Source organism: Paenibacillus sp. Cedars, from assembly GCF_003184205.1.
Taxonomy (GTDB): domain Bacteria; phylum Bacillota; class Bacilli; order Paenibacillales; family Paenibacillaceae; genus Paenibacillus_AQ; species Paenibacillus_AQ glucanolyticus.
The window spans coordinates 4018703-4044187 of the sequence record NZ_CP020866.1; the positions used below are offsets into that span (position 1 = coordinate 4018703).

Below are 25485 nucleotides of genomic sequence, written 5' to 3' on the forward strand. Positions count from 1 at the left end.
CGCAGTTAAACGCTTCAGCTTCACTTCTCCGGGATGATCTTCTGCTTGGTCTGAACGCCGGACTTTCAGCAACCGCCGGCTCTCTGAGGGACAGATCCTTCGCGTACTATTCCCATCAACGAATTCGAATATGAATCAACAATATGTTATTAGTTATAGACTCTTTCCGGGAAAAAGTCAACCGGATACCCGCCTAGTATACCTCTTTAGGCTCAAGACTTGCTTCACGGCTCTCCAGCGTCTCCCAGCCTTCTTGCTTCAAGAGCTCCAATTGCGCCTCAACCAAGGAGCGGAAACGGGTACGGTAGATGGATGCCTGCTTCTTCAACTCTTCAACCTCAAGCGCAATTTTGCGGGATTTGCTCAGCGCATCATTGATAATACGGTCTGCATTCTTCTCGGATTCCTTCACGATCAGCTGAGCTTCCTTCTTCGCGTTGTGTTTCAGCTCGTCCGCCGCTTCTTGAGCGACAATGATCGTCTTGGATAAGGTTTCCTCAATATTTGAAAAATGATCCAATCTTTCCTGCATCGTCAGCAGCTGGTTTCCCAGCTCCTTATTTTCCCGGATCACACTTTCGTAATCTTTAATAATCTGGTCCAAAAACTCGTTGACCTCGTCCTCATCATAACCCCGAATTCGACGGGCAAATTCCTTGTTATGTATATCAAGCGGTGTCAATGGCATGGTGTGCACCTCCTAAATATATGGGCCTTACAAGACGGTTCATCCGCTGTAGTAGCCAAACCACCCGTCCATGAAGACAATAGCGGTCATTCTGATTTATCGGCAAATCCATTGTAATTATTAATGTACCTTGTATTGTTTCGACAAAAAAACGGCAATTCCTTCAAAGGTCAGGCATATTTCCCAACCTTGATACGGTACCGCCCTTTTTTCGTCAGGCCGCCTGTCTCCAGTACTTTAAACCTTCCAAAGCCTTGGATGGAGACAACATCGCCTTCTTTTAAATTCGTTGAAGGATCCTCTTCCACTTTCCAGTTCACACGGCATCGGCCCGCCTTGATCGGTACCACGATTTTCGTCCGGCTGATCCTGTATGCGTCACTGGCGATCCCGTCGAGTCTCATGGAAGATGCGGTAATATCCATCGTATCGAAATTCGTATGCGTGACCTGAAGCTTGTCCAGCGGCAGCAGTTCCGTCATCACGTGCACCCTGTGAACTTGACTGAGATTCAGATGCAGGAACGAACTGATGTCCTCGGCAACCACCGTATGGCAGCCGTCCTCAAGCACATGAATATCACCGATCTTGGATCTCTTGATGCCAAGACCCAGAATCGAACCCATGTAGTCGCCATGGTCGAGCTCCAGATACTTCTGATCCCCGGAAGATATGCTGAGCACTTTCATCTTCAAATCCTCGCCCTCAAGATCCCGATAATCCGGTGCAATCAATGCCCGAACGCGCTCTGCGTCAGCATGTCCACCCTGAAACAGGGCATGCACATCGGGGTGACGATTCACGAGCGACTCCAGAATGAATCTCTGACGAGGGTCCAGGAAATCCGTCAGCTTCGCTTCATGATACTGTCCGGCATTGACAACCCATTCCCAAGCCCGGTCCACAAATTCACGTTCGTCCCTGTGAAAATGATCATAGATGTCCAGTTTCATGCTTATTCACCTGCTACAGTAGATATCCGAGGATAGCATACACGCCCCGTTGTGCCAGCTGCAGCACGAACAACGCGACAATCGGAGAAATATCGATCATGCCCATAATCGGCGGGATAAACCGGCGGAATGGAGCCAAATACGGCTCAACTAACTTGCCAAGCAGCTCCCCGACAAAGCTTTCTCTCACATTCGGGAGCCAAGACATTAAAACGTAGACCAGGATCATGTAAAAATAAATTTGGAACAGGGTTCCAACAATGCTATAAATTTCGCTGCTCAAAGCCTAGATCACCTCATTCTGTTATATTCATGCTCGTCTGCTAAAATCTCGGAGATGGAACCTTGAATCTCGACGGTATCCGGCGTGCATAGGAAGATATTCCCCCCTACCTTGGAGATTCCGCCACTAAGCGCATATACCGTTCCGCTGAGAAAATCGATAATGCGCAGCGCCTGATCATTGCGTACGCGCTGCAGATTAACGACAACTGTTCGGAATGACCGCAGATGATCTGCAATCTCCTGTGCTTCATCATATGAACGCGGCTCCACTAATACAACCTTAACGTTCTTCTGTGAATGAATGCTGACGATATTTGCATTTTTTTGATTTTTCCGATGATCAAACGGGGTTGCCTCCACCGGCTCGTCCTGCGAGGCAAGAACCTCGCGTTCCACAACTTCTTCTTCCTCTTGCAGTCCCAAGAAATTCATAAACCGGTTCATCACGCCCATCGTCAATCCTCCTCTTTACCTACTAAAATTGAGCCGAGACGCACCCAGGTAGCCCCTTCTTCTATGGCAACTTCAAAGTCATTGGACATACCCATGGACAATTCAGTCAACGGCTCCAATGTCAGCGCCTGCTCATTCAGCTCATCTCTTAGTTGTCTTAAACCACGAAATACAGGACGCGTCTGCTCCGCTGACGACTCATATGGAGCCATGGTCATGAGTCCGGTTACCTTTACGTGTGAAAGACTGTTGATTTCCTTCAAGAACTCGGCTGCTTTCTCAGGAGCCAATCCGTACTTGGATTCCTCGCCCGAGATATTAACTTGCATAAAGGCGGATACCTGAAAGTTCAGCGCTGCAGCCCTCTTCTCCAGCTCATGGGCTAAGGACAAGCGGTCAAGTGAATGAATATATTGAAATTTATCAATGACATCCCTGACCTTGTTGGTCTGCAGGTGCCCGATGAAATGCCACGTTCCACGGTCTCCAAGGGCGTTCCACTTCTCCTGGGCGTCCTGCCAGCGGTTCTCGCCGATATGCTGAAGTCCCTGATCCAGTACCGAAGCTGTTTTATCCAAGGAGACATATTTAGTGACCGCAATCATATTCACTTCATTCCGGTCCCTGCCGCTTCTTGCGCAAGCCTCCGTTATTCGCTGTTCCACCTGATCGATACGTTCCATCAAACTCAAGGGACGACTCACCTCTTTCTCATCCCGATCCAACTTGCCATACGACCCGTTGTCCCTCCATCCTTGCGGTAGGAGAAGAACAGATCGTGATTGCAGCTTGTACACCATGAAGTACATTCGATATGTTCCGCCAATATTCCTGCTTTAATCATAATGTGTCTGTTTATTTCTTTCAAGTTCAGCATGTATTTTCCGCGTCCCTTGTCGATATACAGGGCTGATTTTGCAGCTTCCTCTGGCGTAAGCCCCCCGAATCCAATATCACGGACACGATCCATGACCCGATCATCCACCTCATAGCAGCACTCGCCTATCGACGGACCGATGGCTGTACGAATATTCTGCGGCATGCTGCCATACTCCAGGGCCATCTTGGCGACCATTTCTTCAGCAATACGGCCTACCGTTCCCTTCCAGCCGGCATGGGCCAAACCGACAGCACCCGAAACGGGGTCCCAAAAATACAATGGCACGCAATCCGCGTAGAAGGAAGTCAGCAGCACGCCGGGGACATGGGTCACAAGTCCGTCTGTATTTTGAAAGGCCGAGGTCCGATCCAAGCTTCCTCTGCCTCTGTCCTCTTCATGAACGACACCAATCTGAACGCCATGCACCTGTTCACCACAGGTCCAGTCCTCCAGTGAAAACCCAAGGGACGCAGCGGTTAATTTCCGGTTCTCTACAATGTCACCCGGTTCATCTCCGACATGAAAGGCCAAGTTCAGACTGTCATATGGTACCCGGCTAACGCCTCCTTGCCGGCCTGTGAAACCGGCTGAAATCGCAGCAGCCTCCGTTTCCCTTCCCCATTTTTCCAGCACGAACAGACTCGGTGTCTGCTTCTCCTGACTCACAAACGGTTCCATGAACATTTCACCTCTATCCCAGTGTAACAGAAAACATACGCTGGAGACACATCAACCGATTGGCGGCTTGTCAGAAGCTGCGCCGATCATGGCGATCCGGGCGATCCAGATATTCCACCGGCTCCTGATCTTCCGGCATTCTTCGCAGCTCCTCCATCTTGACAAGCACTACATCCGAACCAATCTTCACGATATTCCGCCAGGGGATGATCAGATCACTCCCGCCGCCAAACAGCCCCATAAACTTGCCGTAACTCGGCACAACAATCGCTTCAATTCGACCCTGCCGCAAGTCGAGTTCCAGATCACTGATCTGTCCCAGCCGTTTGCCATCAATGATATTAATAACATCCTTCGTTTGAAAATCGGAAATTTTCATCTTTTTCCCCACCATTTGATTTTCAGGTATCATGAGCATTCACACCTTAGATGTATTTGAGGATCGGGCATGCCGTTTACATAAATACCCTCTGTTCAGTATATGAGCCGCATGAGTAAAATAACTTACTTAAATTAAAAAAACGACCCCTTGAATGGGATCGTTGTCTTTTCGTTTGATGGCTGGTCTTCCTAAGTTTTGACATGCTTCTGCATTTGCTTGATCGCTGACTTCTCCAGACGGGACACCTGAGCTTGGGAGATGCCGATTTCATCAGCAACTTCCATCTGGGTTTTGCCTTCATAAAACCGCATGGATAAAATCATTTTTTCACGTTGTCCGAGCTTGTGCATCGCTTCCCGGAGTGCAATTTCTTCAATCCAGGATACATCTTTGTTCTTATCATCACTGATTTGATCCATCACATAAATCGGATCTCCGCCATCATGATAAATCGGCTCAAACAAGGACACGGGATCTTGAATAGCATCGAGTGCAAAAACAACATCTTCCTTGGGCACATTCAGCGCTTCGGAAATTTCAAAAATCGTCGGTTCGCGCGAGTTCGCATTTGTCAGCTGATCCCGGACCTGAAGTGCCTTGTAAGCAATATCACGCAGGGATCGCGAGACGCGAATCGGGTTATTGTCCCTTAAGTAACGACGTATTTCTCCGATAATCATCGGTACGGCATAAGTGGAAAATTTAACATTTTGCGACAAATCAAAATTGTCGATGGCTTTCATCAATCCAATGCACCCTACCTGAAACAGATCATCAACAAACTCCCCCCGATTATTAAACCTCTGGATGACGCTGAGGACCAGTCTCAGGTTGCCATTCACCAGTTTTTCTCGAGCTGATCGTTCATTGTTCTGCTGCAGATTATGGAACAGCTCCCTCATTTCCACATTCGTCAGAACCGGCAGTTTTGACGTATCCACACCACAAATTTCAACTTTGTTTCGCGTCATGATGACTAACCTCCCAAGGAGAAACATTACTGTACATTATCTCCGAGGGGGGTTATTTTATTCCTTAGGTTTTCCAGTTACACCATCTTGTTGAATTCTTTGCGGAGTCGTTTAATAATTCTCTTCTCCAATCGGGAAATGTAGGATTGTGAGATTCCAAGCAGGTCTGCCACGTCTTTTTGCGTCTTTTCTTCCCCGTCCTGAAGCCCGAAACGAAGCTCCATAATCATGCGTTCCCTGTCGCTTAATTTATCAAGCGCTTTTTGCAGGAGTTTCCGGTCCACCTGCTCTTCGATGTTACGGTAGATGGTGTCATTCTCGGTGCCCAGCACATCGGATAAGAGCAATTCGTTGCCATCCCAATCGATGTTCAGCGGTTCATCAAAAGAAACCTCGCTTCGCGTTTTGTTATTCCGCCGCAGGTACATCAGTATTTCATTTTCAATACAGCGCGAGGCATATGTAGCCAGCTTGATTTTTTTCTCCGGGTCAAAAGTATTCACCGCTTTAATCAGTCCGATCGCACCAATCGATACCAAATCCTCGATGTTAATGCCGGTGTTCTCGAATTTGCGGGCAATGTACACAACCAGACGCAGGTTACGTTCGATCAGCATAGCGCGGGTGGCTGCATCGCCGGAAGGCAGCTTCTTGAGCAAGAACTCCTCTTCTTCTTTCGTAAGCGGAGGCGGAAGCGCCTCACTTCCTCCGATGTAGTAGATTTCCTGACTCTTCAGGCCTAGTAAAAAAAGTACGCGGTAATACTGCAGCTGCAATGCTAATCTCCATTTAACGGGCATCTCGTATCCTCCTAAACGTTTTCCCGAAGGGACAACATAACTTCGTAAGTGTAGTCACGGTTTTCCTCGCTTGGCATGATAACTTTCCATAAGAGTTTCAAAGATTACATCAGCATTCCATATAGATTACACGATTCGAAGACTATGAAAATAGCTTTATCATCGTTATCCCGCAGTCTTCGCCTCACCAGATTCAACAAGGCTAGATTCGGTATTCTGTTGTAAAGCTTCCTCCTGAGCAATACCTGCATGAACCTTGGGCGTGCCCTCTCCCTCCGTCAAAGCCGGATGGATAATGGCCCGGTATGCCCTGTCGCCGGACAGCGTTCCGCCATCAAGACCAATCAACACTTTGGATGATACGTATTCCAGTCCTCCCAGTTCAATCCGTACCATGTCGGGCTTTAGGGCAAGCATGAATGCGGCCCCCCGGTTGACACCACGGTACGGAACTAACCGCAGACGGTCCTGCCAGTCAAATTCCTCTGCCCCCAGCCCCATAATTAATTTGTCCGGTTCCCCCTCCATCAGCTGTTTGCTCCAGCCCTGGGGCAGATAAGCTTCCCATAGCGCTGCTTCCATCACCATAACGGGCGTGCGCGTCAAGGGATCGCTTAATTGGTTTCCTGTATCGAGCAAACCCACACAGGAAATTTTGGTGCTGCCAATCCATACGGAGACATCACCTAACAGGGTTTCACGGTTCTCGGTTTTACGTTTCGTGGTCTGAACCGCCTTAAATGCGAATACAACTACAAAAAAGGTAATGCATGCAAACCAGAATCCCACCTTCAATTCAAAGGATAGCCCTCCCGATGTCGTATACCATATCCCACTGAACAATTCTCCCGAATTTTGCACCAGATAATGAAATCCGATAATACCTCCGGCTGCGGCAAAATTCACCATATAAAAAGCTCCCAAATGACGAAGGTAACTCTGCAAGCTTGCAAATCCAAAAGCAATCCAGAGCATAATCAATGAAAGTCCAAACTTAATGAGAAAGGTGTACAAAAACGACAATTGCGGGACAAACATCATGACAACATACAGTGCGCCTACCACGGAAGATAACACTAGCCTCCACCATCTTGGTTTGACCCTGCGCATCCAGGCGGTTAACGCCAGCAATATGCCGTCAATGACGAGGTTTGCCAAAAATATGAGATCAATATAAACAACCAGGTTGTTCACCTGCCTAGTCGAAAAATCCACTTCCGTTATGCTTCTGTTGTTTTCTGGGCAATGGGAGATGTTACTAGTATAAAAAGAATAGAATTCAAAGTCTGTCTAAACCTGTGGGCCGATTACAGACTTTTTTTGTCGATGAAGGGCAGTTTTTAGAAACCGGAGCCAAGAGGACTCTCCGCTCGTCAGTCAACCATCTTGATCTTGGGAAAAAACCAGGGGAATATCCATATGTTACGCAGCGTTTGAGCACCTGAACCTTTATTCGTGAAAGTGTGACAGCATCAGCACTATTTACTTCTTACTCTCTTATGGATGGGATGGGATGTGGTATGGCAAGGCTGTGGAGAAAGATAAAAAAAATAAACCTGTCTTCATCAGGATGACGAAGCACAGGCTTATTCGAATTAATCATTATTACGGGAACGATTGCGAAGGAATGTAGGAATATCGAGCTGATCATTGCCGTTCTGATTGCCAAACGGCTTCAGATTCACATTGCTCTTGTCCGTTGCCTGCTGCTGCTGCTGTTGTTGTTCCCCTTGAGGCATTGCAGGGCGACGTCCAGGAGGGATCGGTGAAGGTTTGCTCTCAAAGCCGGTAGCGATCACCGTTACCTTGATTTCTTCCTTCATGCTTTCCTCGATAATCGCACCGAAGATCATGTTCACTTCCGGATCGGAAGCTGAGGTTACGATCTCGGCCGCTTCATTTACTTCATACAAGGAGAGATTGGCTCCTCCTGTAATATTCATGATAACACCACGTGCTCCCTCAATAGAGGTCTCAAGCAGCGGGCTCATAATTGCCTTGCGGGCAGCTTCAGAGGCACGGTTCTCACCGGTAGCCAGTCCAATACCCATCAGCGCAGATCCGCGTTCTGTCATGATGGTCTTCACGTCGGCGAAGTCAAGGTTGATCAGACCCGGTACTTGGATCAGATCAGAAATGCCCTGAACGGCCTGACGCAATACGTTATCAGCTTCTCGGAACGCTTCCAGCATCGGTGTCTTCTTATCCACGATCTCCAGCAAGCGATCATTCGGAATGACGATGAGTGTGTCCACTTTCTCTTTCAATGCTTCAATGCCAAGCTCCGCTTGGGAAGCACGCTTGCGTCCTTCGAACGTAAACGGACGAGTGACAACCCCAACCGTTAATGCCCCGCACTCCTTAGCAATTTCAGCTATGACAGGAGCTGCGCCTGTTCCGGTTCCGCCGCCCATACCAGCTGTAACGAATACCATATCCGCACCCTTCAGGGTGTTCATAATCAAATCACGGGATTCTTCGGCGGCCTTCTTGCCGACATCAGGATTGGCACCAGCACCAAGGCCGCGAGTCAACTTATCCCCGATTTGCAATTTGTGTTCGGATTTAGCAAGATGAAGTGCCTGAGCATCCGTATTTACCGTTATAAATTCAACACCCTGCACACCATTCTCAATCATTCGGTTAACAGCGTTGCTTCCGCCGCCACCTACTCCGATTACTTTTATTTGAGCCAAGCTATCCATTTCAAAATCGAATTCCAACATCTAATCCATCTCCCCCTCAATGTGCGTGGATGGCACGTCCACTGTCGAATGAATCCGCTATATAAACTCGCTGAACATCTTTTTCAGGCGTTCAATAAATCCCGGCTTCTGGCTGGTCTCCTGAGTTGCTGCGACAGGATTTTGCTGCTTCGCGCGGTTCACCGGTTTCTTGCTGTTTCCGCTGCTGTTGTTGCTTCCTCCTGTATTGCGTACACGTACATTCCGGATTGCATTATGGAGGATGCCGACTCCGCTGCAGTATCCCGGATCACGAACACCGATAAAATCCGGAACAGCAATCCGTACGGAAGTCGCCAGCTCATTTTGTGCCACCTGCAGCACACCAGGCATGGACATAGTGCCCCCAGTAAGTATATAACCACCAGGAAGCTCACTGTAACCCAAGCGTTTAATTTCTTGGCTTACCAATTGGAAGATTTCCTGAATACGAGGTTCTATGATAGCTGCCAGATCTTCTTGAGTGAACTCCTTGTCCACATTGCTTCCAATTCTCGTCACTTTAAAAGTTACTTCGGGCGCGGCACTCTCAATCAGTGCGCATCCATACTTCAATTTCACCTTCTCTGCTTGATCCGTCAGAGTTCGCAGTCCATATGCAACATCATTCGTAACAAAATCGCCACCAACCGGAAGCGTCGAGGTTGCGGCAATGCTGCCTCCCTCAAACACAGCCAGCGTGGTTGAGCCTGCTCCGACGTCCACCAGTACCGAACCCATCGTTTTCTCATCCTTCGACAAGGCGAGTTGTCCGGCACCAAGCGGAATCAACACCAGATCCTTCACTTTCAGGCCTGATTTCTCCACGCATCGTAACAGATTATGTATTGCCGTTTTGGCGCCAGTAATAATCGTCGCTTCTACCTCAAGCCTCACGCCGATCATTCCTCGCGGATCTGAGATTCCTTCCAAACCGTCAACTACAAACTGTTTAGCAACCACATCGATAATTTCACGATCAGGTGGAAGCGCCACGACCTCCGCTGCCTTCAGCACGCGGTCGATGTCCTCTTCGCCAATTTCTCGATCCTCGTTCGATACTGCCACAACTCCATGGCTGGATTGAAGTCCGATATGATTTCCGGAAATGCCGACATATACTTCGGATATTTGAATACCGACCATACGCTCCGCATGATCTACAGCGCTGCGAATGGATTGTACGGTCTGGTCGATATCTACAATTGCACCCTTGCGAATTCCCTCCGAGTCGGCAGATCCAACTCCAATAATATTAAAGGTTCCATTATTAACTTCCCCAATAATAGCACGAACTTTGGATGTACCGATGTCCAAACTAACAATGATGTCATTGTTGCTCAAGCCCTGGCACCTCCTGTTTTTAGCAAATTAATTTGATAATAAAGAATACATTTCTACTTATTCCACACTCGCAGGTCTTTCCCTCTTTTTTCAACATTTTTTTTACTGCCAACATTTGCTATAACAGGCCGTAAAAGTCATTCAAAAAAGAAGAACCGAAACAAGTTGTCAATACTTTCAATTGTACCATTTATTCCTATTCCTGAGTAGGGGGTTATTGCCCTTCCTCTGACTCTTCTGTAACTTCTTGTTCAAACGGTACATAAGCGTCTGCTTCCAGCATCGTAATCACACCCGGCCGCTCCATTTCGGTAACCTGACTCAGGTACTCTACTTTATCCCGAAGCAGGGAAACCGTAGTGATGACTTCGAATTTGGAACGTGTGTACAACTTGATCCGGTCCGGGAAAGAGACCGTCGGTGAAGGCATGATTTCCGAGATGTCCGAGGTCAAACTATTGGGAATCTCCGCAAGCACTTCACTTAACATAGCCTTGTTCGGGTCCGATGGATCCCACTTGGTCAGGATCGGCTTCTCCACGGCGATACCGCTCGCTGTAACAGGAACGGAAGTACCGCTTGCCAGAATCGCTTGAAGTTCTCCGTTCTCCGACAGCTCATAGGCGACCGTAGGATGCTCCGTAACCGCGATTCGCACCTCACCCGGAAAGCTCTTGACCACTTCAGCCGACTTGATAGTTCCCAGACCCACGAGGCGTTCCTGCACATCTTTAGGCTCTACGCTGAAATATTGGTCTCCTATGCGAAGTCCGCTTTGCTTAGTAAGCTGCTCATTGGTATTAAACGTATTGCCTGTAAAATGAATCTCGGTAACTTGGCTGACCGGCGATCGGAAAAAGAGAATCGTCAGCAGCGCTGCAAACAGCAGCAAAAGAATCCATATAATTTTCCTGGCTGTTTTCGGTTTGGGCTTGTCCTGCTTAAGGACAGGCATATGTGTCTTGGACATATCCACTCTCTCCATAAAGACCTGTTATCCCCTCCTCTGGAGGGGATGCTCAGGACCTCAATTGGCTAAATCAAGCGGTTTGGGCACAGGAGACTGACGATAGATCCGTGCACCTAAACCTTGGAACATGTTTTCAATACGATCATAACCGCGATCAATATGGTGAACTTGCTCCACCACGGTCGTTCCCTGCGCGGCCAAACCGGCAATGACGAGCGCCGCTCCAGCCCGAAGATCGGTTGCCTCCACAGTGGCTCCGTAAATTCTCTGAACACCGCGTATAAACGCATAGTTCAGATCCGTGGAAATGTCTGCTCCCATGCGGGAGAGTTCCTCCACATGTTTGAACCGTCCCTCAAATACCGTTTCTTTCATAACACTAAATCCATCGGCCAAGGACAACAAGACCATGACCTGGGACTGCAAATCGGTCGGGAAAGAAGGATAAGGCGAAGTCACAATTCGTTCAACAGCTTTGGGACGGCTCATACAGCTTATGTTTATTATATCATTGCATACACTGGTTTGAACACCGGCGCGCTTCAGCACATGTATAAGAGAAGTTAAATGAGAGGGATTGGTCTTTGTAAGCGTAACACTTCCCCGGGTGACGGCGGCTGCAATCATGACGGTTCCCGCTACGATCCGATCCGGTATGATCTCATACTCGCAAGGCGTAAGACGCTCCACGCCGTGGATCGTAATCGTATCCGTTCCGGCACCGATAATGTTGGCTCCCATCTTGTTCAGGAAATGCTGAAGGTCTTGAATTTCAGGCTCTCTGGCTGCATTGGTGAGCACCGTTGTGCCAAGTGCCGTTGCTGCTGCCATCATGATATTCTCCGTTGCCCCTACGCTGGCAAAATCGAGATGAATATCCGTTCCGATCAATCGGCTTGCTCTGCAATGGATTTTATCGTTGCTCTCCTCGATTTCCGCACCCAGTGCCTGCAATCCCTGAAGGTGGAGGTCGATCTTGCGTTCCCCGATCGCACAGCCCCCGGGCTGATAGATCGTCACTTCACCAAAACGGGCCAGCAGAGGTCCCATCAAAAAGATGGAGGATCGCATCTGCTTCATTAAATCTTCCGGGACATGAAACGAATTGGCAGACGAGGTATCCACGGTAACCGTCTCCAGCTCATGCTTGCATTTGGAGCCAAGACGGCCAAGAATGCTTAGCATCACTTCAATATCCAGCAGATGCGGGACATTGCTTAATCTTACAGTCCCTTCTGCAAGAAGACTTGCTGCTAGAATAGGTAAAGCTGCATTTTTTGCTCCATGGATACGTATGGTTCCTGATAGGGGCCTTCCACCCTCAATCACCAATTTGTCCAATGTATCACCTCCGAGTTTACCGCTCGCCCAGAACGTACACCTCAGGCACCATATGAATTCCGTTCTTCTCTGAGATGGTTTCCTTGATGCGTTCCATCAAAGCGAGCACGTCCTCTGCTGTCGCTTGACCGGTGTTCTCAATGAAATTGGCATGCTGTAAAGAAACTTCTGCGCCCCCGATCCGTAGGCCCTTGAGGCCAGCAGCCTCAATCAACCTTGCGGCATGGTCGCCAGGCGGGTTGCGGAATACACTGCCTGCGGTTGCGGATTGGAGCGGCTGTGTACGCCGGCGACGGTCCTTGTAAGAGGCCATAACAGCTGAAATTTCTTTGCGGTCTCCTTGACGGAGCCCAAATACCGCTTCAGTCACAATCCCTTTTCGTTCATGCAGAATGGAGTGTCGGTAATCAAACGCCATATCTTTCGCAGCATACGTAACCAATTCCCCTGTTTCCAGTACAATGTCAGCGGACTTGAATATGCGTGACACATCAGACCCATGGGCGCCTGCATTCATGTAAACGGCACCTCCAACTGACCCAGGAATACCTCCGGCAAACTCAAGACCGGCTAATCCTTGTTTTCCGGCCAGAACACTGAGTTTGACAAAAGACAGACTACCGCCTGCAGTTACTGTCTCTCCGTCAAAATGAAGCTCCTCAAATCCCTGGCCCAGCTTGATGACCGCTCCCCTAATGCCCTTATCGGCAACTAACATGTTTGAACCGCGCCCGAGTTGCGTCCAATGAATACGATGGGCATGGAGAAGAGTGACCAGTTCCTTGAGCTGTTCCTTGTTCTCAGGAATAATCAGGCAATCGGCTGGTCCGCCTATTTTCCACGTCGTATATTTTGCCAGCGGTTCATTCCATAACACGGCTCCGACATTGGCTTCAGATAGTAGCGATTTCCACTGCTGCATTTTAAATAAACCTCCCTTGACTTTCAAAACCAAAAGGCCATTCCTTCTGCTTAACGAAGGAGATGGCCGCTGTCAGTAATGCCGGCCTCATGGGTGTGTCACGATTATAGAGTATCTTATGTCAGGCTCCATAGGTGTGTGACAATCGCCCAGCCGTTTTAGCGTTTGCCGGTTAACCGGCGGATTTCTTCGACCATAACGGCAGCCGAATCCGGTTTGCCAAGCTTTTTCGAAGCGGCTGACATCGTCTCTCTGGTCGAGCGACTGGTCATAATCTCCTCAAGCTTTCCAAACAGCGTTTCTGCCGTCAAATCCTTTTCAAGTATCATGCTGGATGCGCCCGCTTCTTCCAACTGCCTTGCATTCGCCTCCTGATGGTTGTTGGTAACGTTAGGAGAAGGTATAAGTACAGATGGAATACCAAGCGACGTGATCTCAGCCAGGAACGATGCCCCGGCACGATTCACGATCAGCGAAGTGGCCGCAAGCACCTCCGGCATATTATGAATGTATGGCATGATATGAAGATGATTAGGCATCGTGCCGAGCTGCGCTAAAATGGATTCACGCGTATTCTCGAAATACGTATCGCCTGTTACGAACACAAAGTGCACGCCAGGCAGCTTATGAAGAAACGGCGCCATGCCCATCATGGCGTTATTGATCGCCTTGGCCCCACGGCTTCCTCCAACGATAAGAACGACTTGGGCTTCCATCGGGATGCCAAGCGTAGCAAATCCACGTTCACGATTGGCGGTTAATACCGTTGTCGCGCGTGGATTTCCTGTATAAACCGTTCTTTTGGCTTTCGGAAAAGAGGATTCCGAACCTTCAAAGCTGACCGCGACCGTGTCCGCATAACGGCTGAGGAACTGGTTGGTTAGCCCCGGTATCGCATTCTGCTCATGAATCATGGTCGGTATGCCGAGCTTGGCGGCTGCATAAACGACCGGACCGCACACATATCCGCCTGTACCGATCACGACATCGGGCTTGAACTCCCTCAGCAATGCCTTGGATCGCTTCACGCCTTTGAAGAAACGCATAATCGTTTTGACGTTATCAAACGACAGCTTGCGCCGGAACCCGGTGATGTCAATGCTCTCAAATGGCAGCTTCTCTTGGGGCACCAGTTTGCTTTCGAGGCCGCGCTGGCCTCCAATATATAAAAACTCCGTCTTCGGATCTTCCTTCTCACATTGTCTTGCTATGGCAACGGCGGGGTAAATATGTCCCCCCGTTCCGCCGCCGGTCAATACGACACGCATACCCTTCACCTCGCATAACGGGAAATATTTAATAGAATGCCAAGGGCCGTCAGCATCAGTGTCAGTGAACTGCCCCCGTAACTGATGAGCGGCAGCGTAATTCCTGTCACCGGCATCAAGCCGATAACCACACCGATATTGATCACGACCTGGATGGCGACCATGCCTACGATTCCTACAGCCAGCAGGCTGCCAAAGCTATCCGGTACGGTCATGGCCACTCTCATGCCCCGCCACACCAAGGCAGCAAACAAGAGCAGTACGATGAGACCGCCAATAAACCCGAGTTCTTCAGCCAGGATCGAGAATATAAAGTCAGTCTGCGGCTCAGGCACATAAGCGTACTTCTGACGACTCATGCCAAGACCGAGTCCACCAAGACCGCCCGGCCCAATCGCATAAAGGGATTGAATAATCTGATAGCCTGCGCCCAGCGGGTCAGACCAAGGATCCAGAAACCCGGTAATCCGCTTCAGCCGGTACGGAGCTGCCAGAATCAAGCCTATGAAGCCTGCTATTCCGCCTAAAGCAAGGAAGCCCAGATGCTTCATCCGTGCCCCTGCGGTGAATACGATCATCATCGCAGCTCCCAGCATGACGGCTCCTGTCCCCAGATCCGGCTGCAGCATAATCAGTCCAAATGCCAGTCCAATCAAACCAAGAGGCGGCAGAAGTCCCTTCGTAAACGACGTAATATCGTAGTCCTGTTTACTGAGCCAGCGCGATAGAAACAGAATCATACCGAGTTTCATAAATTCAGAGGGCTGAATGCCAAATGAGCTGATGCCAAGCCAGCTTCTGGCCCCGCCGCGCACAACGCCGACACCCGGAATAAGAACGATAACAAGGAGGAAAAAGCAGGCCAGAAGCGCAAGCTTGCTATACTTCTTCCAGACCCGGAAGTCAATCTTGGATGTGAAATACATCGCAGCAAGGCCCAGACAGGCAAAAAACAGCTGACGCTTCACAAAATAAAATTTATCGCCATAGTCATGAAAAGCGAGCACGGAGCCCGCGCTGTATACCATGACGATTCCGATGGCCAGCAGGGCCAAAATACAGATAAGCAGCCACAGATCGGGCGCCTGGCGGTTCTTGTTCATGGAAAGGCCACCTCGTACATCCTTAGTAGGGGCTTATCCACCCCCCTACTTAAAGGTTATGCACCGCCTCTTTAAAAATGCTTCCTCGTACCTCAAAGGAAGGAAACATGTCCCAGCTCGCACATGCGGGAGATAGAAGAACAATGTCTCCGCTCTCCGCAAGTTCAGAAGCTTTCCGGACAGCCGAGGTCAAGGTTGCGGCGGCGTCCTTCCCATTATCGACGAGTATGATGTCCTTTAATCCCGCTTTGGCTGCAGCATTCGCGATTTTCTCCTTCGTTTCGCCAATCAGTACGACAGCTTTCACCCTTCCTTGCATGGAAGGAATCAAATCCTCGTAATCCGAACCCCGATCAAGCCCACCTGCAATCAATATGATAGGTTCTTTGAAAGAAGTCAGAGCCATATTCGTTGCTTTGGAGTTGGTTGCCTTGGAGTTGTTGTAATAGGAAATCCCCTGAAGCTCGGCAACAAATTCAAGACGGTGCTCGACACTGCGGAAGCTGGACAAAGCACCTTCCAACTGATCAGGCGCAACTCCGGCTGCAATGGCGATCGCACAAGCAGCTAAGGCATTATCCACATTGAATCTCCCAGGCAGTCCGATGTTCTCCACACGGATGATCTCATGCGTAAAACCTTCACCGTCTGTATAAATAATGGTGCGCCCTACATCACCCTCATCTTCATCCGAATCCTGCGAACCCGGAGCATACGGCGTCGAAAGGTAAACCCCTTCGCGAAGGCTCTCAGTCATCGAGAAAGGAATAATGCGCGCCTTGATATACGGGACAAGATTTCTGCACACGGGATCATCCCAATTGAGCACAGCGGTATCATCCGCAGTCTGATTGACAAACAGCCTGGCCTTGGAGGAGATATAATCGTCCATTCCGCCATGGTAATCCAGATGTGTCTCCGCAATGTTGAGAAGACAAGCAATGCGCGGCCGGAACTCCTCTGTTCCTTTTAATTGAAAACTGCTCAGCTCTACAACCATCCAGTTGTCCGGAGTTGCTTCCGCAGCTGCCTCGGACAGAGGCGTGCCGATATTTCCGGCTACAATCGGTGACAGTCCTGCGCTCTCCAGCAGCTTGCCCACCCAAGTTGTTGTCGTTGTCTTGCCATTGGAGCCCGTGATCCCTATGATCGGCGCTTCACACAGGTGATAGGCCACCTCGACTTCTGTCACAATCGGTATCTCCAGCTCAAGCGCCTTCCGGACAGGAGGGACGGAATACGGAATCCCGGGATTTTTGACAAGAAGCGCCACACCGGGATCAATCAGGTCATCGGGATGTCCACCACAAATAACAGAAATACCCAAAGCCTCGAGCTCCGAAGCTTCAGGACACTGTTCTCTTTCCTTTCTATCGTTAACGATGACCGAGGCTCCGGCCTGATGCAGTACCTTAGCTACCTGCACTCCGCTTTTGGCCAAACCCAGCACAACGACTTTTTTATCCCGATAATCATCTAGCTGCTTCATATGTTACAACCCCTTGTTGATATAAAGTCCAAGTCCCGCAAGTATCAGTCCCACGGCCCAAAATGTAATGACTACGCGCCACTCCGACCATCCGGACAATTCGTAATGGTGATGGATCGGGCTCATTTTGAATATACGCTTGCCTCTGGTTTTGAATGAGGCTACCTGAAGCACGACCGACAGCATCTCTATGACGAATACCCCGCCGACAATCAGGAATAGCAGCTCGCTCTTGGTTACGATGGCAATCGCACCAATAGCCCCTCCGATTCCCAGAGATCCCGTATCTCCCATAAACACCTTTGCGGGGTGTGCGTTAAATACGAGGAAGCCCAGCACCGCACCGATCATCGCCGCCGCGCAGAATGCCGCTGCAAACGAGGTCGACTGGATGGCTACAATCGCATAGGCTCCAAAAGCAATCGCACTGACACCGGACAGCAGACCGTCCAATCCGTCCGTGAAGTTGACGGCATTGCTGATGGCAAGCATCATGATGACGATAAACGGATAGTAGAACCAAGGTCCCCAGTCAAAGGACCAGTCGATGCCCGGCACACTGATAGCAGTGCTATGTCCATTGGAGATTAGCAGCCAGCACATAATACCGGAAAACAGAAGCTGTCCAAACAGCTTCTGCCGGGCCGTGAGTCCTAATGACCTGCGAAATACGATCTTAATATAATCGTCAAGAAATCCAATCAGCCCGAAGCCAAGTGTCGCTACGATCAGCACGTAGAAATCCGTATCGACAGGCGAGAATTTAATATAAGTCAGCGTAAAAGCAAGCAGGATGACTACGCCGCCCATCGTTGGCGTCCCCGCTTTTTTCAAGTGGCTCTGTGGTCCGTCGTCCCGGACCTGCTGGCCGAACTTCATCCGCCGCAGCAGCGGAATGAGAAGCGGAGCCGAAATTACCGCAAGTATAAACGCTACACCGATCGTCAGTAACAGCAGTTGAAAGTCCATCAGCTCACCCCCTCACTCCGTTGTTGCCGCCAGGCAGGGCCTTCAAAGCATCGACCACGTGCTCCAGCCTCATACCGCGCGAGGCTTTCACTAATACGATATCCTTCTCGGATACGTGCTCAAGCACAGATGCAATCAGCTTCTCTTTATCGGTGAAGGAAAGCACGGCCCCATCAGGGAAGCGCAGCTTTGCTCTCTCCGCCGTATGAACCGACAGCGGCCCGTAGGTAAACACAAGATCCGCATTGTCCGGAGATAAATAGTCTCCTATCTCCGCGTGGAACTCCCCTTCCCGCTGACCAAGTTCCAGCATGTCCCCGAGAACGGCGATCCGTTTGCGATAGCCTTTCATATCGCCCAGCACATCCACAGCCGCCTTGACCGCCGTCGGACTTGAATTATAGGCATCGTTCAGCACAGTAACCCCAAACGGGGTCTCCACCGCTTCAATTCGCATGCTGGACAGCTTCAAATTGGCAAACCCGCTGCGAATGGCTTCATCGCCGATGCCCAAATGAGCGGCAACCGCCATCGCCGCGAGTGCGTTAACCACGTTGTGACGCCCGAGAAGCGGCAGGCTGAAGCCTTCTCCTGCATGTCGGTTCGACGTGAAGATGATGCCTCTGGCATGAAACATCAATCCAGTTGGGTAATCGTCGTTAGTCTCCTGATTCCCAAACGTAAAGGTGTTCAACCCCTCCGGCTTCACCGTAGACTCTTCCGCAAGCACCTGATCGATCAACGGTTCGTCTCCATGGTAGATCAGCAATCCGCCTGGCTTCATGCCGCTGATGATCTCCAGCTTGGCGCGAGCGATTTCCTCCCGGGAACCGAGCTGCAGCATATGGGCTTCGCCAATATTGGTAATCACGGTCATATCCGGGCGTGCTATGGTCGAGAGCAGTTCGATCTCATGCCGTCCACTCATACCCATCTCAAGCACGATGATGTCGGTATCTTCTTTCATGGCCAGTACGGTCAGCGGAAGTCCGATATGGTTGTTGTAATTGCCTTGTGTCTTGTGCACTTTATACGTGGTCTCTAGCAGCGCAGACACCATGTCCTTAACCGTGGTTTTACCATTGCTGCCGGTAATTCCGACTACCTTCGCACTGGTCTCCGATAAATACGCCGCAGCCAGCGATTGAAGCGCCGTCAATGTATCCTCAACGAGAATGAGCGGCAGATCGGGAACAGGCTGATGATCCCGCTGCCAGAACGCCGCGCCCGCTCCGCTTGCAAGCACGCTTTCGGCGAACTCGTGTCCGTCAAACTTCTCGCCCACAATCGGAACAAACAGATTGCCGGGCTGTATGGTTCGGGAGTCAGTACCGACTCCTTGAATGATGATGTTGGCATCTTGGTTACGTGAGAGCGTGCCGCCGCACAGGTCGGCGATGCTCTTTAATGATTTATGGATCACTTTTGTCTGCCCCTTATCGCGTCTTTGGCTACGATGCGGTCGTCAAAATCAAGCACTTCGCCCGCAATCAGCTGGTAGGTCTCATGACCTTTCCCCGCAATCAATACTACATCGCCCGGGCTTGCCATTTCAATAGCCTTTTCAATCGCCTTCCTGCGATCAACAATGAGATTGTAGCTTTCTGCTGCCACTCCGTCCTCAATCAAGCCGGCTTCGATATCCTTCAGAATCAAATCCGGGTCCTCGGTACGCGGGTTATCGGAAGTCACCAATACAACATCGCTATATTTCGCGGCAATTTTGCCCATGATCGGCCGCTTGGTCCGATCCCGGTCACCACCGCAGCCGAATACCGTGAGCACACGGCCTTCCGCGAATTCATTAACGGTACGAAGCACGTTTTCGAGACCGTCCGGCGTATGCGCATAATCCACGATTACAGCGTACGGCTGGCCCTCATCCACAACCTCCACGCGTCCATCCACTCCGGGAACGGACTCCAGGCTGCTCTTGATGTCCTCAAGCGGCACGCCCTCGAGAAGCGCTGCAGCGATGGCTGCCATCGCGTTATATACATTGAACTTCCCTACCATGCGAATCGAAATATCTGCGCTGCCACGGAATGTGTCCACATGGAACGAGGTGCCTTGAGCAGTGATCGATATGTTGCTGGCCCGCACATCCGCATCTTCTCCCAAACCGTAAGTAATTACTTCGGCAGCGGTAATCTTCGCAAAATAAGCGGAAGCATCATCATCCGCATTCAATACTGCATATTTGCGCGATTTTTCATCCTTGGCAAAAGCGTTGCCCAGCCGGGAGAAAAATAACCCTTTCGCTCCGCGGTACTCTTCCATGGTGTGGTGATAGTCCAGATGATCCTGCGTCAGATTCGTGAATATGGCGGTCCGGAAATCCGTCCCCTTCACCCGGCCCTGCTCAAGTGCATGCGAGGATACCTCCATCACACAGCACTCGGTGCCTGCGTTAGCCATGTCGTTCAAGTAACGCTGAAGCTCCAGTGCCTCCGGTGTCGTTCTCGGCATCGGGAAAGACTGATTGCCGTATTTCATCTGAATCGTTCCGATCAATCCGGTCTTCAGGCCGTGGTCGTTCATGATCGTCTCAATCAAATACGTTGTAGTGGTCTTGCCGTTCGTTCCGGTTACACCGATCATCTTCATGCGGGCGCTCGGCTGATCGAAAAAGGTGTTAGCCAAGCCTGCCATCGCAAAACGGCTGTCTTTTACGATAACCTGCGGAAGATCAACCTCGAGCTTACGCTCAACGACGAGTGCGGCTGCGCCTTTCTCCGCGGCCTGGGCAGCAAACAGATGTCCATCTACCGTATGACCCGGCAAGCAAATGAACAAATCCCCCGGTTTCACTTGTCTGGAGTCCGTTTCAATCCCCGTAATTTCAACATCTCCGGATCCATCGATCACAGCAGCAGCCAACACGGATGATAATTGCTTCAATTTCATTGTTATCCCTCTCTCTATATATCTGCATCATCCGACCCGCTTGCCGGCTGGATGATGCCATTAATGTTCGTGTTTCGATTCCTCGGGGTCTTCACCCATATAAATCCGAATAGTAGAGCCTCGCTCCACCCGGCTTCCCGGCTTTGGCGCCTGGGAAATGACCGTATTGCCGGTCCCGGACCTAGCCAGCATGAAATTCATATTCAGATCCTCATACAAATCCTGAACCGTCGCCCCGACCAGGTTCGGCACGGTCACCGTTGGTGTCTCGCCGTATTTGTACTCGCGGGCAAGCTGATCTTTACGCGGCGGAACATTCATGTAGTGCAGTGCATCCTCCAGAATGTTCTGCACGATGGGAGCAGCCACGACGCCACCGAACTGAATGCCCTTCGGGTTGTCAACGGCTGTGTAGACCACGATCTCAGGGTCGTCCGCAGGTGCAAACCCGATAAAGGATACGATATGCTCCGTTGACGAGTAGCGTCCATTAATGACCTTCTGGGCGGTTCCTGTCTTCCCGCCGACTCGATAGCCGTCGATGAAAGCCGGGCGACCGGTTCCCTTGGCTACGACGCTTTCCAGCGCCTCGCGCACCTGCTTGGATGTTTCTTCCGAGATTACTTGTCTGACGAGCTCCGGCTCGATTTCCTCAACCGTCTCCCCCGTCTCCGGATTGATCCACGCCTTGGCTACGTGCGGCTTGAACAATTTACCTCCGTTAATGGCAGCAGATACTGCCGCGACCTGTTGAATCGGTGTAACCGATACCCCTTGGCCAAACGCCGTTGTGGCCAGCTCAACAGGCCCGACTTTATCAAGCTTGAACAGGATTCCGTTCTCTTCTCCGTTCAAATCAATGCCCGTCTTCGCTCCAAAGCCAAAATCGCGGATATACTGGAACAGACTTTCCTTACCCAGTTTCTGGCCCAATGCCACAAAGCCCGGGTTACAGGAGTTCTGCACAACCTCCATGAAGGTTTGGCTGCCATGACCGCCTTTTTTCCAGCAGCGCAGTCTCGCTCCTCCAACCTCCACGGCACCACCATCGAAAAAGTGATCGTTCTTCAGATCCACCTTGTCCTCTTCGAGGGCAGCGGCAAGTGTAATAATCTTGAACGTCGAGCCCGGCTCATAGGTCATCCAGATCGGTAAGTTGCGATTATAAGTCTCGGCCGAGAAATCCTGGTAGCTGGCAGGTGAGTATCCCGGCCTGCTGGCCATCGCCAATATCTCTCCTGTCTTGGGATTCATGGCAATTGACCAGGCTCCATTGGCCTGATACTTCACCATGGCCTGATCCAGCTCCCGCTCCATAATGGACTGAATCGATTTATCAATCGTTAACTCTAAATTCAGACCGTCACGGGGCTCCACGTATTTTTCCGAAGAGCCGGGCATGATTCTGCCGCCTGCATCGGACAGATAGGATATTCCGCCATCGAACCCTTTCAGCTTGTCTTCATGTTTGGCCTCAAGGCCGGTAAGTCCCTGGCTGTAGGCCCCCGTAAATCCTAATATATGGGCGGCCAGATCGCCATAGGGGTAATAGCGCTTGTTATCCTCAGCAACAACGATACCCGGCAGCTTCAAATCACGAATTTCCTGAGCCAGCTCCATCGTAATTTTTCGTCCACCGGGATTTATCCGTTCCAACCTCGAACGTTTGGTAATAATCTTCTTGATATCGGCTTCATTCATGCCAATAAGCCCTGCCAATGTTTTGGCTGTATGGTCCGGATCCTTGACTTGTACAGGAATCGCCCAAATGGTCGGTGTTGTTATATTCGTAACCAGTGCGGTCCCATTACGGTCCAGTATTTCGCCACGCTGTGCCGCAAACGGAATATCACGGCGCCACAGATCCTCCGCCTTCGCCGACAGCTCCGCACCTTTCCCGATCTGCACATAGGCTAGTCTGATGATCAGTGCAGAGAATAGCAGGAGCAGCAGCAGCAGGCTCCAGAGCAGCCGTCTCCGCTGAGATACCTTGGATACTTTCACCTAAGCTTCCCTCCCCGTTTGAACCCGAAAGCTCATGAAATGCGTTCTTCACATGAGTATTCGGGACAACCTCGGGTTAGAACAAGCTATTCCCCATCTGCCTTGCCTTCAGTTTCACCTTCGCCGGTTGCTCCGGCTTCGTTATCCGCAGGAGGCTCAGCTTCATCCTCCGGGGTATCGCTTCCTGTTAACAATTCCTCCGCGGATTTAAGTGTTAAATGTACGGTTCGCTGACCATTCTCAGTCGTTTCCAATTGTTCAGCAACGTAGCCTTCACCTTGGACATTCACTTTCACCTTCATCAAGGTGAGCACTTCCATGGCATCCCTGAGGGATTCACCCTGTAAATGCGGAATCTGCATGGACGCATTGTCCTCGGTAAGCAGATAGATACGCTGGCCGGCACTCATCGCTGCTCCGGCTGGTGGGTATTGCTGCTTTACCGTGCTCCCACTGCCCAACGTTTCGAATGTCGCGCCCTCATCAAGCAGCTTGGTCTTCACTTCACTGACCTTCATGCCTGACAAGTCAGGAGAGATACGAGCATTTTCAGAAATTGCTGCCTTATTTGACTTGCTTGATTGCTGTGTCACATTCGATTTCGGGACTCCCCAATAATTTAATGTCTTGGATACAATCTCTTTAAATATCGGCGCAGCCAACTTACCGCCGCCGATCTCCTCATTCGGCTCGTCAATGATAACCAGTACCGCGATTTTCGGATCATTTACTGGTGCATAGCCGATAAATGAAACAATTTGCTTGGAGCGGTCAGCATATCCACCGTTAGATTTAATAGCAGTGCCTGTTTTTCCAGCAACTCTGTAGCCATCGATATAAGCATATCTTCCTGTACCATCTACCTGGTCAGCTACAACTTGTTCAAGATATATTCCTGTCTCTTTGGCCGCTTCAGGAGAAATGACCTGACGGATCACTTCCGGCTCGATTTTCTGAACTTCGCCTGTATTAGGATCTTCGATCTGTTTTACCATAAGAGGTTTCATGAGCTTACCACCATTGGCAACTGCTGAAATAGCCGCAATCTGTTGAATAGGCGTTACGGATACGGCATAGCCATAAGTCATCGTCGAAATATCGGAATCGTAAGTCATATTAAGGCTACCCAGAATCTCACCCGGAAGATCAATGTCCGTCTTCTGAGTAAACCCAAAATCTCTAATATAATTCGTAAAGCGTTCCTTCCCAAGCATTTCGAATCCCAGCTTAACAAAGGCAACGTTACTAGACCTCTTGACACCTTCAAGATAAGAGATCGTCCCCCAACCGGATCGATTGAGATCCCAGTGGGTTCTTCCCCCTGCCCGGATGGATCCGGACTGGTAGGCAGCATTCGGGTTAAACAGCTTCTCCTGCACGGCACTGGCCAGCGTTACAATCTTGAAGGTCGATCCCGGCTCATATATGGACCGCACAGCATGATTATTAAAATTCTTTTGATTCCATTCCGAATATGTATTGGGATCAAAAGTTGGCATATTGGCCATTCCCAGTATTTCCATCGTGTTCGGATCCGCCGCGATCACCGTCATACTGATTGGTTTATACTGGTTATACGTCTCGCGCATCGCTTCCTCGATATAATACTGGATTGTATCGTCCATCGTCAGTACTAAATTTTTCCCATTTATCGCAGGCTGGTATAACTCATCCTCGCTCGGGAGCTTGATCCCTTTCTTGTCGCTCTTGTACGCAGCGAATCCGTCGGTTCCCTTCAGATCCTCATCATAGTATTGCTCAATACCCCCGACAGCCTTACCCTGACGCTCGGTATATCCCAGGATATGCGCAGCCAATGTCTTCTGGGGATAATAGCGTTTTGACTCTCTTTGAAAGCCGATGCCCGAATCCGCCACTTTACCGGCAGCCTTTAATTTTTGGTTCAAGCCATCACTAAATTCTTTAACCTCTTCCATCTTCTCCTGGTCGATTTTCCATCCTTCATTGCGGACTTCCCGGCCCTGGAGGTACTCACCTTTTTCATTTTTGGCCTTGACCAGTTTACGGAGCTCATCCTCATCCTTGCCGAGAATTTCATGCAGCCCCTTTACCACCTCGTTCTCCAAGCCGTTAGCTTGAATGACGGCCGGGTTCAGAACAACCGTAAACGCAGGGGCATCCATGGCCATGATATCGCCGTCCCGATCCATAATCGTCCCGCGCGTTGCGGGAAGATCCTGTTTGCGCGACCATTTCGACACGGCTTGTTCCTTCCAAAAATCGTTGTCAATGACCTGCAGCCAAAACACCCGACCAATCAATAAAGCAAAAAAGAGGGTTATACATCCCCCTATTAGCACGGTACGCAGTTTAATTTTTTTTATCATCGGTCAA

General features: G+C 50.2%; 23 protein-coding genes and 1 other annotated feature (1 of these 24 running past the window's edge). All 23 genes read right to left on the reverse strand.

What is annotated here, in order from left to right; all coding sequences use genetic code 11:
• Positions 1-128: a binding site (T-box leader), on the reverse strand; it reaches 150 nt to the left of the window's first position.
• Positions 129-193: 65 nt separating this feature from the next.
• Positions 194-688 (reverse strand): DivIVA domain-containing protein, encoded by a 495-nt coding sequence (locus tag B9D94_RS20320; protein WP_036637907.1) that lies wholly within the window; start codon positions 686-688, stop codon positions 194-196.
• Between the two features lie 170 nt (positions 689-858).
• A complete protein-coding gene (locus tag B9D94_RS20325; protein ID WP_148247851.1) occupies positions 859-1641 on the reverse strand; it encodes a YlmH family RNA-binding protein in 783 nt (260 codons plus the stop codon).
• Between the two features lie 13 nt (positions 1642-1654).
• Positions 1655-1924, reverse strand: a complete 270-nt coding sequence (locus B9D94_RS20330; protein WP_006209093.1) for a YggT family protein — start codon at positions 1922-1924, stop codon at positions 1655-1657.
• A gap of 8 nt (positions 1925-1932) precedes the next feature.
• Positions 1933-2379 carry a cell division protein SepF gene (locus tag B9D94_RS20335; protein WP_036637904.1) on the reverse strand — a complete coding sequence of 149 codons (447 nt, stop codon included), beginning with the start codon at positions 2377-2379 and terminating at the stop codon, positions 1933-1935.
• A gap of 2 nt (positions 2380-2381) precedes the next feature.
• A complete protein-coding gene (locus B9D94_RS20340; protein WP_148247853.1) occupies positions 2382-3071 on the reverse strand; it encodes a YggS family pyridoxal phosphate-dependent enzyme in 690 nt (229 codons plus the stop codon).
• A gap of 8 nt (positions 3072-3079) precedes the next feature.
• On the reverse strand, positions 3080-3937 hold the full coding sequence (pgeF, locus tag B9D94_RS20345; protein WP_036637899.1) for a peptidoglycan editing factor PgeF: 858 nt from the start codon (positions 3935-3937) through the stop codon (positions 3080-3082).
• A 70-nt stretch (positions 3938-4007) separates the two neighbouring features.
• Entirely contained in the window at positions 4008-4316 is a 309-nt protein-coding gene (locus tag B9D94_RS20350; RefSeq protein WP_100086481.1) for a YlmC/YmxH family sporulation protein, read from the reverse strand.
• Positions 4317-4507: 191 nt separating this feature from the next.
• Complete coding sequence (gene sigG, locus B9D94_RS20355) at positions 4508-5290, reverse strand: RNA polymerase sporulation sigma factor SigG (RefSeq protein WP_006209087.1); 783 nt, start codon at positions 5288-5290, stop codon at positions 4508-4510.
• A 77-nt stretch (positions 5291-5367) separates the two neighbouring features.
• Entirely contained in the window at positions 5368-6090 is a 723-nt protein-coding gene (sigE, locus tag B9D94_RS20360) for an RNA polymerase sporulation sigma factor SigE (RefSeq protein WP_006209086.1), read from the reverse strand.
• Positions 6091-6255: 165 nt separating this feature from the next.
• A complete protein-coding gene (spoIIGA, locus tag B9D94_RS20365; RefSeq protein WP_082834392.1) occupies positions 6256-7275 on the reverse strand; it encodes a sigma-E processing peptidase SpoIIGA in 1020 nt (339 codons plus the stop codon).
• Positions 7276-7685: 410 nt separating this feature from the next.
• Positions 7686-8816 (reverse strand): cell division protein FtsZ, encoded by a 1131-nt coding sequence (gene ftsZ, locus B9D94_RS20370; protein ID WP_148247854.1) that lies wholly within the window; start codon positions 8814-8816, stop codon positions 7686-7688.
• A 57-nt stretch (positions 8817-8873) separates the two neighbouring features.
• Positions 8874-10157 (reverse strand): cell division protein FtsA, encoded by a 1284-nt coding sequence (ftsA, locus tag B9D94_RS20375; RefSeq protein WP_006209083.1) that lies wholly within the window; start codon positions 10155-10157, stop codon positions 8874-8876.
• Between the two features lie 214 nt (positions 10158-10371).
• Positions 10372-11127: a cell division protein FtsQ/DivIB gene (locus B9D94_RS20380; protein ID WP_040680456.1), complete on the reverse strand. Its 756-nt coding sequence runs from the start codon at positions 11125-11127 to the stop codon at positions 10372-10374.
• Positions 11128-11184: 57 nt separating this feature from the next.
• A complete protein-coding gene (murA, locus tag B9D94_RS20385; protein ID WP_006209081.1) occupies positions 11185-12468 on the reverse strand; it encodes a UDP-N-acetylglucosamine 1-carboxyvinyltransferase in 1284 nt (427 codons plus the stop codon).
• A gap of 16 nt (positions 12469-12484) precedes the next feature.
• Positions 12485-13390: a UDP-N-acetylmuramate dehydrogenase gene (gene murB / locus B9D94_RS20390; RefSeq protein WP_006209080.1), complete on the reverse strand. Its 906-nt coding sequence runs from the start codon at positions 13388-13390 to the stop codon at positions 12485-12487.
• 158 nt (positions 13391-13548) lie between these two features.
• Positions 13549-14658: an undecaprenyldiphospho-muramoylpentapeptide beta-N-acetylglucosaminyltransferase gene (gene murG / locus B9D94_RS20395; RefSeq protein WP_148247856.1), complete on the reverse strand. Its 1110-nt coding sequence runs from the start codon at positions 14656-14658 to the stop codon at positions 13549-13551.
• Positions 14659-14663: 5 nt separating this feature from the next.
• Entirely contained in the window at positions 14664-15761 is a 1098-nt protein-coding gene (gene spoVE, locus B9D94_RS20400) for a stage V sporulation protein E (RefSeq protein WP_006209077.1), read from the reverse strand.
• A gap of 49 nt (positions 15762-15810) precedes the next feature.
• Positions 15811-17250 (reverse strand): UDP-N-acetylmuramoyl-L-alanine--D-glutamate ligase, encoded by a 1440-nt coding sequence (gene murD, locus B9D94_RS20405; RefSeq protein WP_006209076.1) that lies wholly within the window; start codon positions 17248-17250, stop codon positions 15811-15813.
• Between the two features lie 3 nt (positions 17251-17253).
• Complete coding sequence (gene mraY / locus B9D94_RS20410) at positions 17254-18219, reverse strand: phospho-N-acetylmuramoyl-pentapeptide-transferase (protein ID WP_006209075.1); 966 nt, start codon at positions 18217-18219, stop codon at positions 17254-17256.
• A gap of 4 nt (positions 18220-18223) precedes the next feature.
• Positions 18224-19642, reverse strand: coding sequence for a UDP-N-acetylmuramoyl-tripeptide--D-alanyl-D-alanine ligase (gene murF, locus B9D94_RS20415; protein WP_006209074.1), 1419 nt, complete (start codon positions 19640-19642; stop codon positions 18224-18226).
• Complete coding sequence (locus B9D94_RS20420; RefSeq protein ID WP_006209073.1) at positions 19639-21126, reverse strand: UDP-N-acetylmuramoyl-L-alanyl-D-glutamate--2,6-diaminopimelate ligase; 1488 nt, start codon at positions 21124-21126, stop codon at positions 19639-19641. The genes murF and B9D94_RS20420 overlap by 4 nt, the downstream gene beginning before the upstream one ends.
• A 60-nt stretch (positions 21127-21186) precedes the next feature.
• Positions 21187-23130: a stage V sporulation protein D gene (locus B9D94_RS20425; protein WP_006209072.1), complete on the reverse strand. Its 1944-nt coding sequence runs from the start codon at positions 23128-23130 to the stop codon at positions 21187-21189.
• Between the two features lie 86 nt (positions 23131-23216).
• Positions 23217-25478 (reverse strand): penicillin-binding transpeptidase domain-containing protein, encoded by a 2262-nt coding sequence (locus B9D94_RS20430; protein WP_148247857.1) that lies wholly within the window; start codon positions 25476-25478, stop codon positions 23217-23219.
• Positions 25479-25485: the final 7 nt, after the last annotated feature.

Coding starts and splice junctions, on each gene's coding strand:
- ftsZ (WP_148247854.1), bottom strand. CDS start 8,816: ATGTTGGAATTCGATTTTGAAATGGATAGCTTGGCTCAAATAAAAGTA.
- spoVE (WP_006209077.1), bottom strand. CDS start 15,761: ATGAACAAGAACCGCCAGGCGCCCGATCTGTGGCTGCTTATCTGTATT.
- murG (WP_148247856.1), bottom strand. CDS start 14,658: ATGCGTGTCGTATTGACCGGCGGCGGAACGGGGGGACATATTTACCCC.
- pgeF (WP_036637899.1), bottom strand. CDS start 3,937: ATGGAACCGTTTGTGAGTCAGGAGAAGCAGACACCGAGTCTGTTCGTG.
- B9D94_RS20420 (WP_006209073.1), bottom strand. CDS start 21,126: ATGAAATTGAAGCAATTATCATCCGTGTTGGCTGCTGCTGTGATCGAT.
- sigE (WP_006209086.1), bottom strand. CDS start 6,090: ATGCCCGTTAAATGGAGATTAGCATTGCAGCTGCAGTATTACCGCGTA.
- murB (WP_006209080.1), bottom strand. CDS start 13,390: ATGCAGCAGTGGAAATCGCTACTATCTGAAGCCAATGTCGGAGCCGTG.
- sigG (WP_006209087.1), bottom strand. CDS start 5,290: ATGACGCGAAACAAAGTTGAAATTTGTGGTGTGGATACGTCAAAACTG.
- B9D94_RS20335 (WP_036637904.1), bottom strand. CDS start 2,379: ATGGGCGTGATGAACCGGTTTATGAATTTCTTGGGACTGCAAGAGGAA.
- B9D94_RS20320 (WP_036637907.1), bottom strand. CDS start 688: ATGCCATTGACACCGCTTGATATACATAACAAGGAATTTGCCCGTCGA.
- murD (WP_006209076.1), bottom strand. CDS start 17,250: ATGAAGCAGCTAGATGATTATCGGGATAAAAAAGTCGTTGTGCTGGGT.
- B9D94_RS20350 (WP_100086481.1), bottom strand. CDS start 4,316: ATGAAAATTTCCGATTTTCAAACGAAGGATGTTATTAATATCATTGAT.
- B9D94_RS20325 (WP_148247851.1), bottom strand. CDS start 1,641: ATGAAACTGGACATCTATGATCATTTTCACAGGGACGAACGTGAATTT.
- mraY (WP_006209075.1), bottom strand. CDS start 18,219: ATGGACTTTCAACTGCTGTTACTGACGATCGGTGTAGCGTTTATACTT.
- B9D94_RS20380 (WP_040680456.1), bottom strand. CDS start 11,127: ATGTCCAAGACACATATGCCTGTCCTTAAGCAGGACAAGCCCAAACCG.
- B9D94_RS20430 (WP_148247857.1), bottom strand. CDS start 25,478: ATGATAAAAAAAATTAAACTGCGTACCGTGCTAATAGGGGGATGTATA.